Origin of the sequence: Hansschlegelia sp. KR7-227 (assembly GCF_049446035.1) — a bacterium.
In the GTDB taxonomy this organism is placed as follows: Bacteria; Pseudomonadota; Alphaproteobacteria; order Rhizobiales; family Methylopilaceae; genus Methylopila.
Genome location: NZ_JBMSEA010000003.1, coordinates 75,245 through 89,729, shown reverse-complemented (window position 1 = coordinate 89,729; position 14,485 = coordinate 75,245). Strand labels below are relative to the sequence as shown.

The following is a 14,485-nucleotide window of genomic DNA, read 5'->3' as shown; positions in this document are numbered from 1 at the left end:
GCTCCGGCGCTTCCGGCCCAAAGGCGGCGAGGGCGCGCAGCCGCGGGCGTCAAGCCGAGCGCGCCTGCGGCCAGCTCAGCTCTTCAGCTTCGCGTTGCACTGTGAGTAGTAGCCGCCGCCCTTCATGATCCATTTCAGGTCGCCGTTGCCGCCGTTCTCCTTGTTCGCGCGGTACTGGTCGACGCAGGTGTGCATGCGCGCCTTGCCGGGCGTCTCGTTGGCGTATTTCGCCGAGACCTCGGTCGGGAACTTGACCGGGCCGGACGACTTCGGCGTGGCGGCGGTCGTCTTCCCCGGCGTCGGCTTCTCCGCCGCGGTCGCGGCGGCCGTCGCGGGCTTCTCGTCGTCGTCCTTGACGGCCGCCGCGGCCTCGGTGGCCGAAGCGTCCTCGTCGGCGCATTCCGCCTTGCGGAAGTCGTTCCACTTCATGCCCTTGAGGGCGTTCGCCTCTTTGGCCGCCTGATACTTGGCGCCGCACTCCTTCATGGTCAGCGCCGAGGCGGGCGCCGCGAAGCCGAGCGCCGCGACGAACGCGGCGGCCGAGCTGAAAGCGAGATATCGGACCATGGCCCGTCGATCCTCCAAACCAGGGACTGAGACTGCGTCCCGCCAGCGTTGTGCGCTCTCCGCGACGGACCGTCGAGCCGTCACTTCGCCGGATGCGGGCCGCTCACGTCCTTGGCGCGGCGGACTGACGCGAGCGGAAGGGGTGGGCGCGGTAGACGCCGAGAATCGCGAGCTCCTCGCAGAAGTAGCCGAGTTCGTCGAGCGCCCGCGCCAACGCCGCATCCTCGGGATGCCCTTCGACGTCCGCGTAGAACTGGGTCGCCGTGAAGGCGCCGTCGAGCTGGTAGCTCTCGAGCTTCGTCATGTTGATCCCGTTGGTGGCGAACCCTCCGAGAGCCTTGTAGAGGGCGGCCGGGATGTTGCGGACGCGGAACACGAAGCTCGTCACCGTGGGCCCGCCGCTTCTCGGCGCCCAGCTGGAATCGCGCGACAGCACGACGAAGCGCGTCGTGTTGTCAGGCGTGTCCTCTACGTCGCGCGCCAGAACCTCGAGCCCGTAGATCTCGGCGGCGAGCGTGGAGGCGAGAGCGGCCCGCGTCACGTCGCCCGCCCGCGCCACCTCCGCGGCGGAGCCGGCCGTGTCCTCGCCGATCACGGCGCGCAGCCCGAGCTCGCGGATCTTGCCGCGGCACTGGCCGAGCGCCTGGACATGGCTCTGGACGGTCCTGATCGTCCCAAGGGTGGCGCCCTTCGGCGCAAGCAGCTGATGGTGGATCGGCATGAAGAACTCGCCGACGATGTTGAGCTTCGCGAGCGGCATCAGGCGGTGCACGTCGGCGACCCGGCCGTTGGCGGAGTTCTCGATCGGGATCATCGCCCGTTCGGCCTGGTCCGCGCGCCGGACGTGCTGGCCCGGTACGATGCCGCGGCCGGCGACCGCGGCGAAGGCGTCCTCGAACGTCGCGCAGGGCAGCGCGACCATGTCGGGGAAGGCCAGGTCGCAGGCCATGTGCGAATTGGCGCCGGGCTCGCCCTGATAGGCGATGCGCGGCTTGTCTGCGGTCCCGCTCATGCGGCGACGTCTCCGGCGGCGATCAGCTCCCGCGCCCGTTCAAGGTCGTGCGGGGTGTCGACGCCGAGCGGGACGGTGTCGACGCGCATCGCGTCGATCCGCATGCCGGCCTCCAAGGCGCGCAGCTGCTCGAGCTTCTCGCGGCGCTCGAGCGGGGACGGCGGCAGTTTGACGAAGCGCTCCAGCGCTTCGCGCCGATAGGCGTAAAGCCCGATGTGATGGTAGAGCGGGCCCGGACCCCAGGGCGCCGTCGCGCGCGTGAAATAGAGGCAGCGGAAGCGATCGGGCGTCACCTCCGACCCGACCATCTTCACCACGCTGTCGGCGGTCCGCTCCTCCTCCCGAACGATCTCCGCGACGAGCGTCGCGATCGACACGTCCGGGTCGGCCAGGGGCGCGAGACTTTGCCGCACCACCGCCGGATCGAGCGTCGGCAGGTCGCCTTGGACGTTCACGATGACGTTGAAGTCCATGTCGGGATCGAGAGCGGTGAGGGCCTCGTAGATGCGATCGGAGCCCGACGGATGGTCGGCGCGCGTCATGACGGCCTGACCGCCGGCCGCGGTCACCGCGTCGGCCACAGCCTGGCTGTCCGCCGCGACTATCACGGGTCCGACGCCCGCCGCCATCGCTCTGCGCCACACATGGACGATCATCGGATCGCCCTGGATGTCGGCGAGCGGCTTGTCCGGCAGACGCGTGGCGGCGAGGCGGGCCGGGATCAGCACCAGAGGCCGCATGGGCGCGCGCACCGTCGGCATAAGGTCTCCGTGATCGACGAACAGCAAAAATGAGCGGCGGCGTCAGCACTAAGTCGCACCGCGCCGGGGGCATAGCCGAGTTGCGGGATTTCCGCAAAACCGGGTAGCTTGCCGCCCGCTGTGGGAAGCGCTGGGGATTCCGTGCGTTGACCAATGTTTTTGGAGAAGGCCCAATGTCGCGAGAGCGACTTGAAGGGCCCCCTGCCCAGTGGGGATTCAGCCGGAGCGGACATGGACTCGTTTCAACTTAACAAGATCGCCGGCGCCGTTCTGGGGACATTGACGGTCGTGCTCGGCGTCAATGCGATCGTCGAGGAGGTCTTCCACCAGGAAGCGCCGGAAAAGCCGGGAATGGAAGTCGCGGTTCCGGAGAAGGGCGCCGGCGGAGCGGGCGGGGGCGAGGCTGCGGCCGCGAGCGGGGCGCTTGCGCTGCTCGCCAAGGCTGATCCGGCGAAGGGCGAGAGCGCGGCCAAGAAATGCGGCGCGTGCCACTCCTTCGACAAGGGCGGTCCGGCCAAGATGGGCCCGAACCTCTACGGCGTCGTCGGCATGAAGCATGGCCATATGCAGGGCTTCGGCTATTCCGACGCCATGAAGAAGACCACGGACAAGACCTGGGATTTCGCCAATCTCGACCATTGGCTCGAGAATCCGAAGGGTTATCTCCCCGGCACGTCGATGTCCTTCGCGGGCGTGAAGAACCCCGAGGAGCGGGCCAATCTTCTGGCCTATCTCAACAAGAATTCCGACAATCCGCAGCCTTTGCCGAAAGCCGGCGAAGGAGCCCCCGCGACCGCGGGGGCGGGCGCTCCGGCCGCAGCAGGCGGCGCAGGCGGCGGCTTCGAGGCCAAGGTGGCGTCGGCCGACGTCAAGAAGGGCGAGAACGCGGTCAAGAAATGCGCCGCGTGTCACTCCTTCGACAAGGGCGGCAAGGCCAAGATCGGTCCGAATCTCTACGGCGTGGTCGGCGCCAAGCACGCGCATCAGGAGGGCTTCGGCTACTCCGACGCGATGAAGAAGACCGGCGGGACCTGGGACGTCGCTTCGCTCGACAAGTGGCTCGAGAACCCGAAGGGCTACATCCCGGGCACCTCGATGTCGTTCGCAGGCGTGAAGAGCGAGGACGAACGCGCCGCGATCGTCGCCTATCTCAACAAGCAGTCGGACAAGCCTCTGCCGCTCGGCGGCGGCGACAAGAAGGCTGAAGCCGCCCCGGCGGCCGCTCCGGCTCCGGCCGGCGGCGACGCCAAGCCTCAGGAACAGGCCAAGGCGGAGCCCGAGGCGGCCAAGCCCGCGAACGAGCAGGCCGGCGGATCGCAGGAGGCGGCGAAGCCCGCCGAGCCGGCGAAGCCTGAAGCCGCGCCGGCCGCCCCGGCCGAGCCCGCGAAGCCTGAAGCCGCCGCTCCCGCGCCGGCCGAGCCCGCGAAGCCCGAAGCCGCCGCTCCGGCCCCGGCTGAACCGGCGAAGCCCGAGGCTCCCGCCGCCGCTCCGGCGGCAGGCGACGCCGAGGAGCCGATCGACAAGCGCCTCGCATCCGCCGATCTCGCCAAGGGCGAAGCGGCGGTGGGCCAGCAATGCGCCGTCTGCCACACCTTGAAGAAGGGCGAGGAGGCGAGCGCAGGCCCCAATCTCTACGGAGTGGTCGGAGCCAAGCACGCCCATCAGGAAGGCTTCGAATATTCCGACGCCATCAAGGGCAAGCAGGGGCCGTGGGACTTCGGTCAGCTCGACGCCTGGCTGAAGAGCCCGGAGACCTACGCGCCCGGAACCATGATGGCGTTCCCGGGCGTCGAGGATCCGCAGGAGCGGGCGAACATCATCGCCTTCCTCAACAAGAACTCGGATAATCCGCTTCCGACGCCTTCGGCGCAGTAAGCTCCGCTCGACGAATCGGAACGAGACAGGCCGGGCCGAGCGCCCGGCCTTTTTCGTGAGCGGCCGGCCTCACGATCGCGTCACGTCGGCGCCCGCGGGGGCGATCGTCTGGAAGAAGCCGCGTTTCGCGACATAATGCGGCCGCGTCGCCGGCCCCCGCCGCGACATCAGAGGATGCGCTCCGACCGATGAGTTTCCGCTTCGCCGCCGCCTTTGCCGCACTGATCGCCTTCGCGCCGCCTGCGACGGCGCAGGACAGTTCGACGGCGCAGCCGGCCTGGCGGCACGGCCTGTCGCTGTTTGGCGACGTGAAGTATCCGCCGGACTTCGCCCATTTCGACTACGTCAACCCGGACGCGCCCAAGGGCGGGATCGTCCGGCTCGCGGCGTCCGGCACCTTCGACAGCCTCAATCCCTTCATCCGCAAGGGAAATCCAGCGGCCGGGATGGGCGACGTCTACGACACGCTGATGGTTTCGGCCTCCGACGAGCCGTCCACCGAGTACGGGCTGATCGCCGAAAGCGTGAAGTATCCGGCGGACTGGTCCTGGGCGACGTTCCGGCTGCGCCCGCAAGCGCGCTGGCACGACGGCTCGCCGGTGACGGTCGAGGACGTCATCTGGTCGTTCGAGACGCTGAAGCGCATCAACCCGCAGCGGCAGTACTACTGGCGCGACGTCAAGGCGGCCCGCAAGACGGGCGACCGCGAGGTCACGTTCGACTTCGCCGGCCCCGGCAACCGCGAACTTCCGCAGATCGTCGGCCAGCTTCAGGTGCTGCCGAAGGCATGGTGGGAGGGGACGGACGCGCAGGGCCGCACGCGCAACATCGAGGAAGGCTCGCTCGAAAAACCGCTTGGTTCCGGTCCCTACCGCGTCAAAGATCTGGCGCCCGGGCGCTGGATTTCGTTCGAGCGCGTCGCCGACTACTGGGCGAAGGACCTGCCTGTCAGCAAAGGCGTCAACAATTTCGACGAGCTGCGCTACGACTATTTCCGCGACGCGACCGTGCTGCTCGAGGCGTTCAAGGCCGACCAATACGACTTCCGGCAGGAGAACAGCGCCAAGAACTGGGCGACCGGTTACGCCTTCCCCGCCGTCCAGCAGAAGCGCGTGGTGCTGGAAAAGTTCCAGAACGGCATGTCCGGCGTGATGCAGGCTTTTGTGTTCAACATCCGCCGCGACAAGTTCAAAGACGCGCGGGTGCGACGGGCCTTCAACCTCGCCTTCGACTTCGAAGAGACAAACAAGACGCTGATGTTCGGGGAGTATGTCCGGATCGACAGCTACTTCTTCGGCACCGAGCTCGCGTCGAGCGGCCTGCCGCAGGGCCGGGAGCTCGAAATTCTGAACGAGATCAAGGACAAGGTCCCGCCGTCGGTATTCACCACGGAGTACAAGAACCCCGTGGGCGGAGGCCCGGAGGCGATGCGGGCCAACCTGCGCGAGGCGATCCGCCTGCTGAAGGAGGCCGGCTGGCAGGTGAAGGACGGCCAGCTCCGCAACGCCCAGTCCGGCGAGCGGATGTCGGTCGAGTTCCTGTATTCCGACCCGAATTTCGAGCGCATCCTGCTGTTCTACAAGCCCGCGCTCGAACGTCTCGGCGTCGAGGTCCGGCTTCGGTCGGTGGATGACAGCCAGTACATCAACCGCATCCGTAGCCGGGACTACGACGTGATCCGCGCGGGCTGGGGCCAGTCGTTGTCGCCCGGCAACGAGCAGCTTGAATATTGGGGCTCGGAGGCCGCCGACCGCGAGGGTTCGCAGAATTTTATTGGGATCAAGGACGCCGGGATCGACGCGCTGATCGAGAAAGTCATCTACGCGAAGGACCGGGAGGATCTCGTCGCCGCGACCCACGCGCTCGACCGGGTCCTGCTCGCGCATGACTACGTCGTGCCGCAGTTCACCTCGACCGCCGACCGCACGGCGCGTTGGGACCGGTTCGCGCGGCCGGCAAAGCTGCCCGCGGCGGGGCCGCTGTTCCCCGACGTCTGGTGGTGGGACGCCGAGAAGGCGAAGGCGATCGGGGACCGTCCGTGACGGCGGGGACCGTCACCCGCCGCCGGGCCGCCACCTTCCTCGGCGCCGCCGCAGCGTTGCCGCTTCTCGCGCGGGGCGCCCGCGCGCAGACCGAAGGCGCGCCGGCCGCTCCGGCGGCCGCGGACGGCGACCCGAAGGCGTTCGGGCCCGAACGGCACGGTCTCTCCGCCTTCGGCGAGCTCAAATACCCCGCGAATTTCAGGCGCTTCGACTATGTCCGAGAGGACGCGCCGAGGGGAGGGACATTCAGCCAGGTGCCCTCGGTCCGCGCGCTGAACCAGAACTTCACCACCTTCAACACGCTGAACGCCTTCATCTTGAAGGGCGATGGCGCGCAGGGGATGGGACTGACCTTCGACACGCTGATGGCCCGGGCGAACGACGAGCCGGACGCGGTCTACGGCCTCGTGGCGCGCTCCGTCGCTGTGTCGGGCGACGGTCTGGCCTACCGGTTCCGGCTTCGGCCCGAAGCGCGGTTCCACGACGGATCGACGTTGACGGCCGACGACGTCAAATGGTCGCTCGAGACGCTGAAGGCGAAGGGCCATCCGCTGATCGCCCAGACCATTCGCGACCTGAAGGCCGTGGAGGTCGAGGCGCCGGATTCGGTCGTTCTGCGGCTGAAGGCGTCCCGCACCCGCGACCTTCCGCTGACGCTCGCGGCCCTTCCAATCTTCTCCAAGACCTACTACGCCACGCGCGAGTTCGACGCCGCGACGCTCGAGCCGCCGCTCGGCTCCGGCCCTTACAAGGTCGGCCGCGTCGAGCAGGGCCGCCTGATCGAGTTCGACCGCGTCCCGGACTACTGGGCGCGCGACCTCGCGCCGAATGTCGGCCAGAACAATTTCGACAAAGTCCGCTTCGAGTTCTTCCGGGACCGCGACGTCGCCTTCGAAGCGTTCAAGGCGCGGGCCTATCTGTTCCGCGAGGAGTTCACCTCGCGCACCTGGGCGACCGGCTACGAGTTTCCGGGCGTACGGGACGGTAAGGTGAAGCGGGAGACGCTGCCGGACCTGACGCCCTCGGGCGGGCAGGGCTGGTTCTTCAACCTCCGCCGTACGAAGTTCCAGGACCCGCGGGTCCGCGAGGCGCTGAACCTCGCCTTCGACTTCGAGTGGATGAATAAGAACCTGATGTTCGGGGCTTACAAGCGCACGGTTTCGGTGTTCCAGGGCGCGCCGGAGATGATGGCGACGGGGCCCGCGACGGGGGAGGAGTTGGCGCTTCTGGAGCCGTTCCGCGGCAAGATCCCCGACGAGGCGTTCGGCGAGCCGCTCACGCCGCCCGTAAGCGATGGTTCGGGGCAGGACCGCAAGCTGTTGCGCGAGGGGCTGCGGCTGCTGCGCGAGGCCGGCTATACGGTGAAGGACGGACGCGCCGTCAACGCCGCCGGCGAAGCGCTGACGATCGAGTTTCTCGAGTTCGATCCCGGGCTCGATCCGCACGTCTCCTCCTACATTAAGAACCTGAAGGTGCTGGGGGTGCAGGCCTCGATCCGGCAGGTCGATCCGGCGCAGTATCAGCAGCGCGCGAACGCCTTCGACTACGACGTGGTCAGCCAGCGGCTCTCGATGGCGGAGACGCCGGGCGAGGGGCTGCGGCAGGTCTATTCGTCGGAATCCGCGACCATTCCAGGCTCGCAGAACATGTCGGGCGTCGCCAACCCTGCCATCGACGCGCTGGTGGAGACAATCATCGCGGCCAAGTCCCGGGACGAACTCAACGTCGCGTGCCGCGCGCTGGACCGGGTGCTGCGCTCGCTGCGGAGCTGGGTCCCCGCCTGGTACAAGGACGTCCACACGCTCGCCTATTGGGACGCGTTCTCGCATCCCGCCGACAAACCGCGCTACGCTCGCGGCGCGCCGGAGACGTGGTGGTGGGATCAGGACAAGGCCGAGAGAGCGGGGATCAAGGCGTGATTCGCCAGACATGTGCTGGGGGCGCAGGCGTCATTCCGGGCTTGTCCTGGAATCCATTCCCGCAGCGTTCGGCAAGGCCCGGCGCTCGCGACGTTTCTGGGTCCCGGGACAAGCCCGGGACGACGGCGCGCGCCCTGCGACCGCGTCGAGCGTGCTCGGCCGAGATGTTCACCATGGCGGGACGCTAGCCTTTGCTCGCTTACGTCGCCCGCCGCGTGCTGCTGATGATCCCGACCCTGCTCGGGATCATGCTGGTGTCGTTCATCATCATCCAGTTCGCCCCGGGCGGCCCGGTCGAGCGCGTCATCGCGCAAGTCACCGGACAGGACACCTCGGCCACCGCCCGCATCTCGGGCGGCTCCGGCAATGATCTGTCGAACGCGAACCCCGCGCAGCGCGCCGGCTCCGACGACCCGATCACCTCGAAATACCGCGGCGCGCAGGGGCTCGACCCCGAATTTATCAAGCAGCTCGAAAAGCAGTTCGGCTTCGACAAGCCGGCGCCCGAGCGCTTCGCCAAGATGATCTGGGACTACGCCCGCTTCGATTTCGGCCGGAGCTATTTCCGCGACATCGACGTCGTCGACCTGATCCTCGAGAAGATGCCGGTGTCGATCTCGCTCGGGCTGTGGATGACGCTGATCTCCTACATGATCTCGGTGCCGCTCGGCGTCGCGAAGGCGATCGGCGACGGCTCGCGCTTCGACGTCTGGACGTCGAGCGTGATCGTGATCGGCTACGCCATCCCCGGCTTCCTGTTCGCGATCCTGCTGATCGTGCTGTTCGCGGGCGGCACCTTCCTCGACTGGTTCCCGCTGCGCGGCCTCACTTCCGACAATTGGGACCAGCTGTCGCTGTGGGGGAAGATCGTCGACTACGTCTGGCACATGACGCTGCCGCTGCTCGCGCTCGCGATCTCGGCCTTCGCGACGACCACGCTGCTGACCAAGAACTCGTTCCTCGATGAGATCCGAAAGCAGTACGTCCAGACGGCGCGGATGAAGGGCTTGACCGAGAACCAGGTGCTCTACGGCCACGTCTTCCGCAACGCGATGCTGCTGCTGATCGCGGGCTTCCCCGGCGCCTTCATCGGCGCGTTCTTCTCCGGGGCTCTGCTGATCGAGACGATCTTCTCGCTCGACGGCCTCGGGCTGCTCGGCTTCGAATCGATCGTCAACCGCGACTACGCCGTGGTGTTCGCGACGCTCTACATCTTCTCGCTGCTCGGCCTCGTCGTCGCCCTCATCTCGGACATCTCCTACATGTGGGTCGATCCCCGCATCGACTTCGAAGCGCGGGAGGTGTGACGCGGATGGCCGACGCCGCCCCGCTCGCCCCGCCCATGGCGAACGCGCCGCGGAAGGGCGCCCTGTCGCCGATCAACCGGCGGCGGCTCGCCAATTTCAGGGCGAACAAGCGCGGCCACTGGTCGTTCTGGCTGTTCATGGTGGTGTTCGTGCTCACGCTGTTCGCGGAGTTCATCGCGAACGACAAGCCGTTCCTCGTGAAATATGACGGCGCCTTCTACCTCCCCGCGCTCACCAGCTACGCCGAGACGACCTTTGGCGGCGACTTCGAGACCGAGGCGGACTACCGCGATCCCTACCTTCAGGATCTCGTCAAGAAGTCCGGCGGCTACATGATCTGGCCGCCGGTGCGCTACAGCTACGATACGATCAACCTCAACCTGCCGACGCCGGCGCCCTCAGCCCCGACCTGGATGCTGGACGACGCGGTCTGCGCCAAGGCGGCGGCCGCCCGGACGCCGGAGGGCGACGTCGCGAAGGCCGACGCCGCAGCTCCGCGCGCGAAATCCTGCGCCGACATCGAATGGAATTGGCTCGGCACCGACGACCAGGGCCGCGACGTGCTCGCGCGGCTGATCTACGGCTTCCGTCTGTCGGTGCTGTTCGGACTCGCGCTGACCGTGCTCTCGTCTATCGTCGGCGTCCTGGCCGGCGCGGTGCAGGGCTATTTCGGCGGCTGGACCGACCTGCTGTTCCAGCGCTTCATCGAGATTTGGACGTCGATCCCGACGCTCTATCTGCTGATCATCCTGTCGTCGGTGCTGCCGCCGAACTTCTGGGTGCTGCTCGGCATCCTGCTCCTGTTCTCCTGGGTCGCGCTGGTGGGCGTGGTGCGCGCAGAATTCCTGCGCGGGCGGAACTTCGAATATGTCCGGGCGGCGCGCGCTCTGGGAGTCTCCAACCGCGCAATCATGTTCCGCCATCTGCTGCCGAACGCCATGGTGGCGACGCTGACTTTCATGCCCTTCATCCTGTCGGGCTCGATCTCGACGCTGACGGCGCTCGACTTCCTCGGCTTCGGCCTGCCGCCGGGCTCGCCGTCGCTCGGCGAGCTGCTCGCGCAGGGCAAGTCGAACCTGCAGGCGCCCTGGCTCGGCATCTCCGGCTTCCTGGTGATCGCGGTGATGCTGTCGCTGCTGATCTTCGTCGGCGAGGCCGTGCGCGACGCTTTCGACCCGCGGAAGACGTTCCGGTAAGAGGAGTGTAGGATCGGGCGCATGGACGAGCGCGACAAAATCATCCGCGAGGACTACCCGGTGGAGAAGCTGCCGGAGGACCTCCGCGCCGGGCTGGGCGCGGGGACCCGCGTGCGGGTGACGGTGGAGGCTGCGGCAGAGAGGATTGAACAATCTGACGCGGCTCGTGAACGCAAGCTGCGCGCGTGGGCGCGAATCAACGCGAAAATCGATGCGGCGCGCGCCAGCCCGCATTTCAAACCCGTTTCGACGGAGGAGGCCGTCGCACGCGTTCGAGAACTGCGTGACGAGTGGGATCGCTGAACGCTGAAATGAGGTTGTACCTGGACGCGAATACGCTCATCGAAGCAGTCGAAGGCGTCGGATCAACGAGGGAACTCCTTGCGAGCATCTTCGGCTCCGTCGTGACTCGCAATACTGAGCTTCTGACCAGCGAGCTCACCTTGGCCGAGACGATTGTCGGTCCCCTGAAAGCGCTTCGCATCTCGCCGGACGATGAAGCGGCCGTCGGCTTCCTTTCTTCCTACATCGGCCTTTTCGAAGACGACGCTGCGCTCCGACCCATCGCGCTTGGTCTGCCCATTCTCCTCAAGGCCGCGAGACTGCGGGCCCGGCATGATGCGCTAAAACTCCCCGACGCCATCCATCTGGCCACCACGGCGCAGTCGGGCTGCCACGTCTTCGTCTCGGGAGATCGAAAGCTTCGCGCACAGGCCGACCGTGAGGGGATTACGACGTGTTCGCTCGCCCCGTCCGACCTCGACGCCCTCCTCGCCCGGATCGCCGACGCCCGATGATCGCCGCCGTATGACCGCCCCCCTGCTCTCTGTCCGCGATCTGTCCGTCGCTTTCGCCGTCGAGGGAGGGACGTCGCTCGCGGTCGACCGGGTGTCGTTCGACCTCGCCAAGGGCGAGACCGTGGCGCTGGTCGGCGAGAGCGGGTCGGGCAAGTCCGTCACGGCGCTCTCGATCGTCCGCCTGCTGCCCTATCCGGCCGCGAGCCACCCGTCGGGGGAGGTGATCTTCAACGGCACGGACCTCTTGAAGGCGCCCGAGCGGGAGCTGCGGAAGGTCCGGGGGGCCGACATCTCGATGGTCTTCCAGGAGCCGATGACGTCGCTCAACCCGCTGCACACGATCGAGCGGCAGGTCGGCGAGATCCTCAAGGTCCATCGCGGCTGGTCGGCCGAGAAGTGCCGGGCGCGCGTGCTCGAACTGCTCGCCCAGGTCGGCATCCCGAACGCGCAGGAGCGGCTCGACGCCTTTCCGCACCAGCTGTCCGGCGGGCAGCGGCAACGCGTGATGATCGCGATGGCGCTTGCCAACGAGCCGGACCTGCTGATCGCCGACGAGCCCACTACCGCGCTCGACGTCACGGTTCAGGCCCAGATCCTCGCGCTGTTGAAGGAACTGCAGACCAGGCTCGGCATGGCGATGCTGTTCATCACCCACGATCTCGGGATCGTGCGCCGGATCGCCGACCGCGTCTGCGTCATGACGGAGGGCCGGGTCGTCGAGCAGGGCGCGACGGCGCGCGTGTTCGACGCGCCCGAGCACGCCTACACGAAGAAGCTGCTCGCAGCCGAGCCGAAGGGCCTGCCGCCCGCCTCCGACGCCGGCGCGAAGCCGGTCGTGGAGGTAACCGACCTCAAGGTGTGGTTTCCGATCAAGCGCGGTTTCTTCCGCAAGACGGTCGGTCACGTGAAGGCGGTCGACGGCGTCTCGATCACCGTCCGGGAGGGCCAGACGGTCGGCGTGGTCGGCGAAAGCGGGTCCGGCAAGACGACGCTCGGCCTCGCCATCCTGCGCCTGATTTCGAGCGAGGGGCGCATCGCCTATCTCGGTCAGGCGATCGAAGGCTTCGGCTTCGCGGAGATGCGGCCGCTGCGGCGCGACATGCAGATCGTGTTTCAGGATCCGTACGGCTCGCTCAGCCCCCGCATGCCGGTGCTCGACATCGTCGCCGAGGGCCTCGGCGTGCAGGGGGCCAAGTTGAAGACGGCGCAAAAGCGCGAGGCGGTCGCGCGCGCGCTCGCCGATGTCGGGCTCGATCCCGCGGCCATGGACCGCTACCCGCACGAGTTCTCCGGCGGCCAGCGCCAGCGCATCGCGATCGCCCGGGCGCTCGCGCTCGACCCCGCCTTCATCGTGCTCGACGAGCCGACGAGCGCTCTCGACATGTCCGTTCAGGCCCAGATCGTCGATCTGCTCCGCGACGTGCAGGCGCGGCGCAAATTGTCGTTCCTCTTCATCAGCCACGATCTCAAGGTCGTGCGCGCCCTCGCCAACGACGTGGTTGTGATGTGTCAGGGCAAGGTGGTCGAGCAGGGGCCGGCCGCGACCGTGATGACGAGCCCGGCGACCGACTACACCCGCGCGCTGCTCGCCGCGGCGTTCGACCTCGAGGCCCACGTCGGCGACCCGGTCGCGCAATGAGGCCTCTCAAGCCGGAGCGGCTGGACGGCGCGGCCTCTGACGCGGTCCTGGAAGGACCGACGCTGCTCTATGACGGCTATCGCCGACTCGAGAGCTGGCGGGTGACGTTGCCTGAGGCCGGCGGGCGCGGCCGCATCCGGCAGACCCGCGAGGTGCTCCGAGCCGGACCATGCGTCGGCGTGATCGCGGTTGATCTCGCCCAAGGGCTTCTCGTGCTGATCCGGCAGTTCCGGCTGCCCGCCTCGCTCGCGACCGGCGAGGGCGACCTCGTCGAGATCGTCGCCGGCCGGGTCGAGCCCGGCGAGGACCTCGAGGCGGCGGCCCGGCGCGAGCTGCTCGAGGAGACTGGCCTCGTCGCGACGGCGATCGCGCCGGCCTTCGCCTTCCTTCCGACGCCCGGCATCGTCGACGAGCACGCCACCGTCTTCCTCTGCGCCGTCGCCGCCTCCGGGCTTCCGGAGCACGCCGGCGCTGCGGACGAGCACGAAGTCACGCGGCCCTTCGCGGTCCCCATCGACGACGCCATCGCGGCGCTCGGCGACATGCGACCGCGCAACGCCTATCTCATGCTGTCGCTGCAGTGGCTGGCGCTGAACCGAGGCCGGATCGAGCCGCTCCTCGCCGGCGCCTGACGGTCAGGACGCGGACCGCGTCGGGTCGCGGGTGGCGAAGGCGGACAGCAGGTCTCCGAAGCGGTCCCCCTGCACGACGACGTGGGAGCGCAGACGCGCTCGGGCGGCGTCGCCGTCTCCCGCGAAGATCGCCTCCAGAATGGCGGCGTGCTCCTCGAACGAGATCTTCAGGCGGTTGCGGACGCGGAGCTGCAGGCGCCGATACGGCCTCAGCCGCCGGTGCAGGGCGCCGCATTGTTCGGCGAGGAACGCGCTGTGGCTCGCCGCGTAGATCGCGTGATGGAAGACCTCGTTGTCGTAGTAATAGGCGTCGAACTCGCCTTGCTCTGCGGCTTCCCGGCAGCGCTCGTGAGCCTGCGTCAGCGCCTCGCGATCACCGGCGTCGTACCGCCGGGCGGCGTGCGCGCCGGCGAGGCCTTCGAGCTCAGCCATCACCTCGAACATCTCGTAGACGCGCTGCGGGCCGTGGTCGGCGACGACCGCCCCCCGCCGCGGCCTGAGCTCCACCACGCCGATCGCGCTCAGCTGCATCAGCGCCTCGCGCACGGGCGTCCGCGACACCCCGAAGCGCTTGGCGACCTGAAGTTCGTCGAGCTTCTCGCCCGGCGCGAAGACGCCGGCGACGATGTCGTTCTCGATGGCGTCACGCAGCTTGCGGACGGCGTTCTCGGTCATCTGCCATGCCCTTCGGGTCTTCGTGTATACAAGAATGGCAGTTATCGTCGAGGTTGAAATTGA

At 67.9% G+C, this 14,485-nt stretch carries 13 protein-coding genes; 9 read left to right on the top strand and 4 right to left on the bottom strand.

The window, feature by feature from the left end; all coding sequences use genetic code 11:
* Positions 1 to 75: 75 nt before the first annotated feature.
* From ACO2RJ_RS17905 to ACO2RJ_RS17895, 3 genes are all read right to left on the bottom strand, one after another.
* Positions 76 to 567: a hypothetical protein gene (locus tag ACO2RJ_RS17905; RefSeq protein ID WP_423269494.1), complete on the bottom strand. Its 492-nt coding sequence runs from the start codon at positions 565 to 567 to the stop codon at positions 76 to 78.
* 103 nt (positions 568 to 670) lie between these two features.
* Positions 671 to 1,579 carry a prephenate dehydratase gene (locus tag ACO2RJ_RS17900; RefSeq protein WP_423269493.1) on the bottom strand — a complete coding sequence of 303 codons (909 nt, stop codon included), beginning with the start codon at positions 1,577 to 1,579 and terminating at the stop codon, positions 671 to 673.
* The gene (locus ACO2RJ_RS17895) at positions 1,576 to 2,340 is read right to left on the bottom strand and encodes a 3-deoxy-manno-octulosonate cytidylyltransferase (RefSeq protein ID WP_423269492.1); all 765 of its coding nucleotides are present in this window, start codon (positions 2,338 to 2,340) and stop codon (positions 1,576 to 1,578) included. Before ACO2RJ_RS17895 ends, ACO2RJ_RS17900 begins: the two co-directional genes overlap by 4 nt.
* A gap of 231 nt (positions 2,341 to 2,571) precedes the next feature.
* Between ACO2RJ_RS17895 and ACO2RJ_RS17890 the strand changes: the two genes are divergently transcribed.
* The 9 genes from ACO2RJ_RS17890 (at position 2,572) to ACO2RJ_RS17850 (ending at position 13,747) form a co-directional block, all read left to right on the top strand.
* A complete protein-coding gene (locus tag ACO2RJ_RS17890) occupies positions 2,572 to 4,215 on the top strand; it encodes a c-type cytochrome (RefSeq protein WP_423269491.1) in 1,644 nt (547 codons plus the stop codon).
* A gap of 188 nt (positions 4,216 to 4,403) precedes the next feature.
* Positions 4,404 to 6,257 carry an extracellular solute-binding protein gene (locus tag ACO2RJ_RS17885; RefSeq protein ID WP_423269490.1) on the top strand — a complete coding sequence of 618 codons (1,854 nt, stop codon included), beginning with the start codon at positions 4,404 to 4,406 and terminating at the stop codon, positions 6,255 to 6,257.
* Positions 6,254 to 8,176 carry an extracellular solute-binding protein gene (locus ACO2RJ_RS17880; protein WP_423269489.1) on the top strand — a complete coding sequence of 641 codons (1,923 nt, stop codon included), beginning with the start codon at positions 6,254 to 6,256 and terminating at the stop codon, positions 8,174 to 8,176. Before ACO2RJ_RS17885 ends, ACO2RJ_RS17880 begins: the two co-directional genes overlap by 4 nt.
* A 191-nt stretch (positions 8,177 to 8,367) precedes the next feature.
* Positions 8,368 to 9,483 (top strand): microcin C ABC transporter permease YejB, encoded by a 1,116-nt coding sequence (locus ACO2RJ_RS17875; RefSeq protein WP_423269488.1) that lies wholly within the window; start codon positions 8,368 to 8,370, stop codon positions 9,481 to 9,483.
* A gap of 5 nt (positions 9,484 to 9,488) precedes the next feature.
* Positions 9,489 to 10,679 (top strand): ABC transporter permease, encoded by a 1,191-nt coding sequence (locus ACO2RJ_RS17870; RefSeq protein WP_423269487.1) that lies wholly within the window; start codon positions 9,489 to 9,491, stop codon positions 10,677 to 10,679.
* A gap of 21 nt (positions 10,680 to 10,700) precedes the next feature.
* On the top strand, positions 10,701 to 10,982 hold the full coding sequence (locus tag ACO2RJ_RS17865; RefSeq protein ID WP_423269486.1) for a hypothetical protein: 282 nt from the start codon (positions 10,701 to 10,703) through the stop codon (positions 10,980 to 10,982).
* Positions 10,983 to 10,990: 8 nt separating this feature from the next.
* Positions 10,991 to 11,476 carry a type II toxin-antitoxin system VapC family toxin gene (locus ACO2RJ_RS17860; protein ID WP_423269485.1) on the top strand — a complete coding sequence of 162 codons (486 nt, stop codon included), beginning with the start codon at positions 10,991 to 10,993 and terminating at the stop codon, positions 11,474 to 11,476.
* A gap of 10 nt (positions 11,477 to 11,486) precedes the next feature.
* The gene (locus tag ACO2RJ_RS17855) at positions 11,487 to 13,115 is read left to right on the top strand and encodes an ABC transporter ATP-binding protein (protein ID WP_423269484.1); all 1,629 of its coding nucleotides are present in this window, start codon (positions 11,487 to 11,489) and stop codon (positions 13,113 to 13,115) included.
* The gene (locus ACO2RJ_RS17850; RefSeq protein WP_423269483.1) at positions 13,112 to 13,747 is read left to right on the top strand and encodes an NUDIX domain-containing protein; all 636 of its coding nucleotides are present in this window, start codon (positions 13,112 to 13,114) and stop codon (positions 13,745 to 13,747) included. The genes ACO2RJ_RS17855 and ACO2RJ_RS17850 overlap by 4 nt, the downstream gene beginning before the upstream one ends.
* 3 nt (positions 13,748 to 13,750) lie before the next feature.
* Here the strand turns inward: ACO2RJ_RS17850 and ACO2RJ_RS17845 are convergent, their stop codons facing one another.
* A complete protein-coding gene (locus ACO2RJ_RS17845) occupies positions 13,751 to 14,422 on the bottom strand; it encodes a GntR family transcriptional regulator (RefSeq protein WP_423269482.1) in 672 nt (223 codons plus the stop codon).
* Between the last annotated feature and the right edge of the window lie 63 nt (positions 14,423 to 14,485).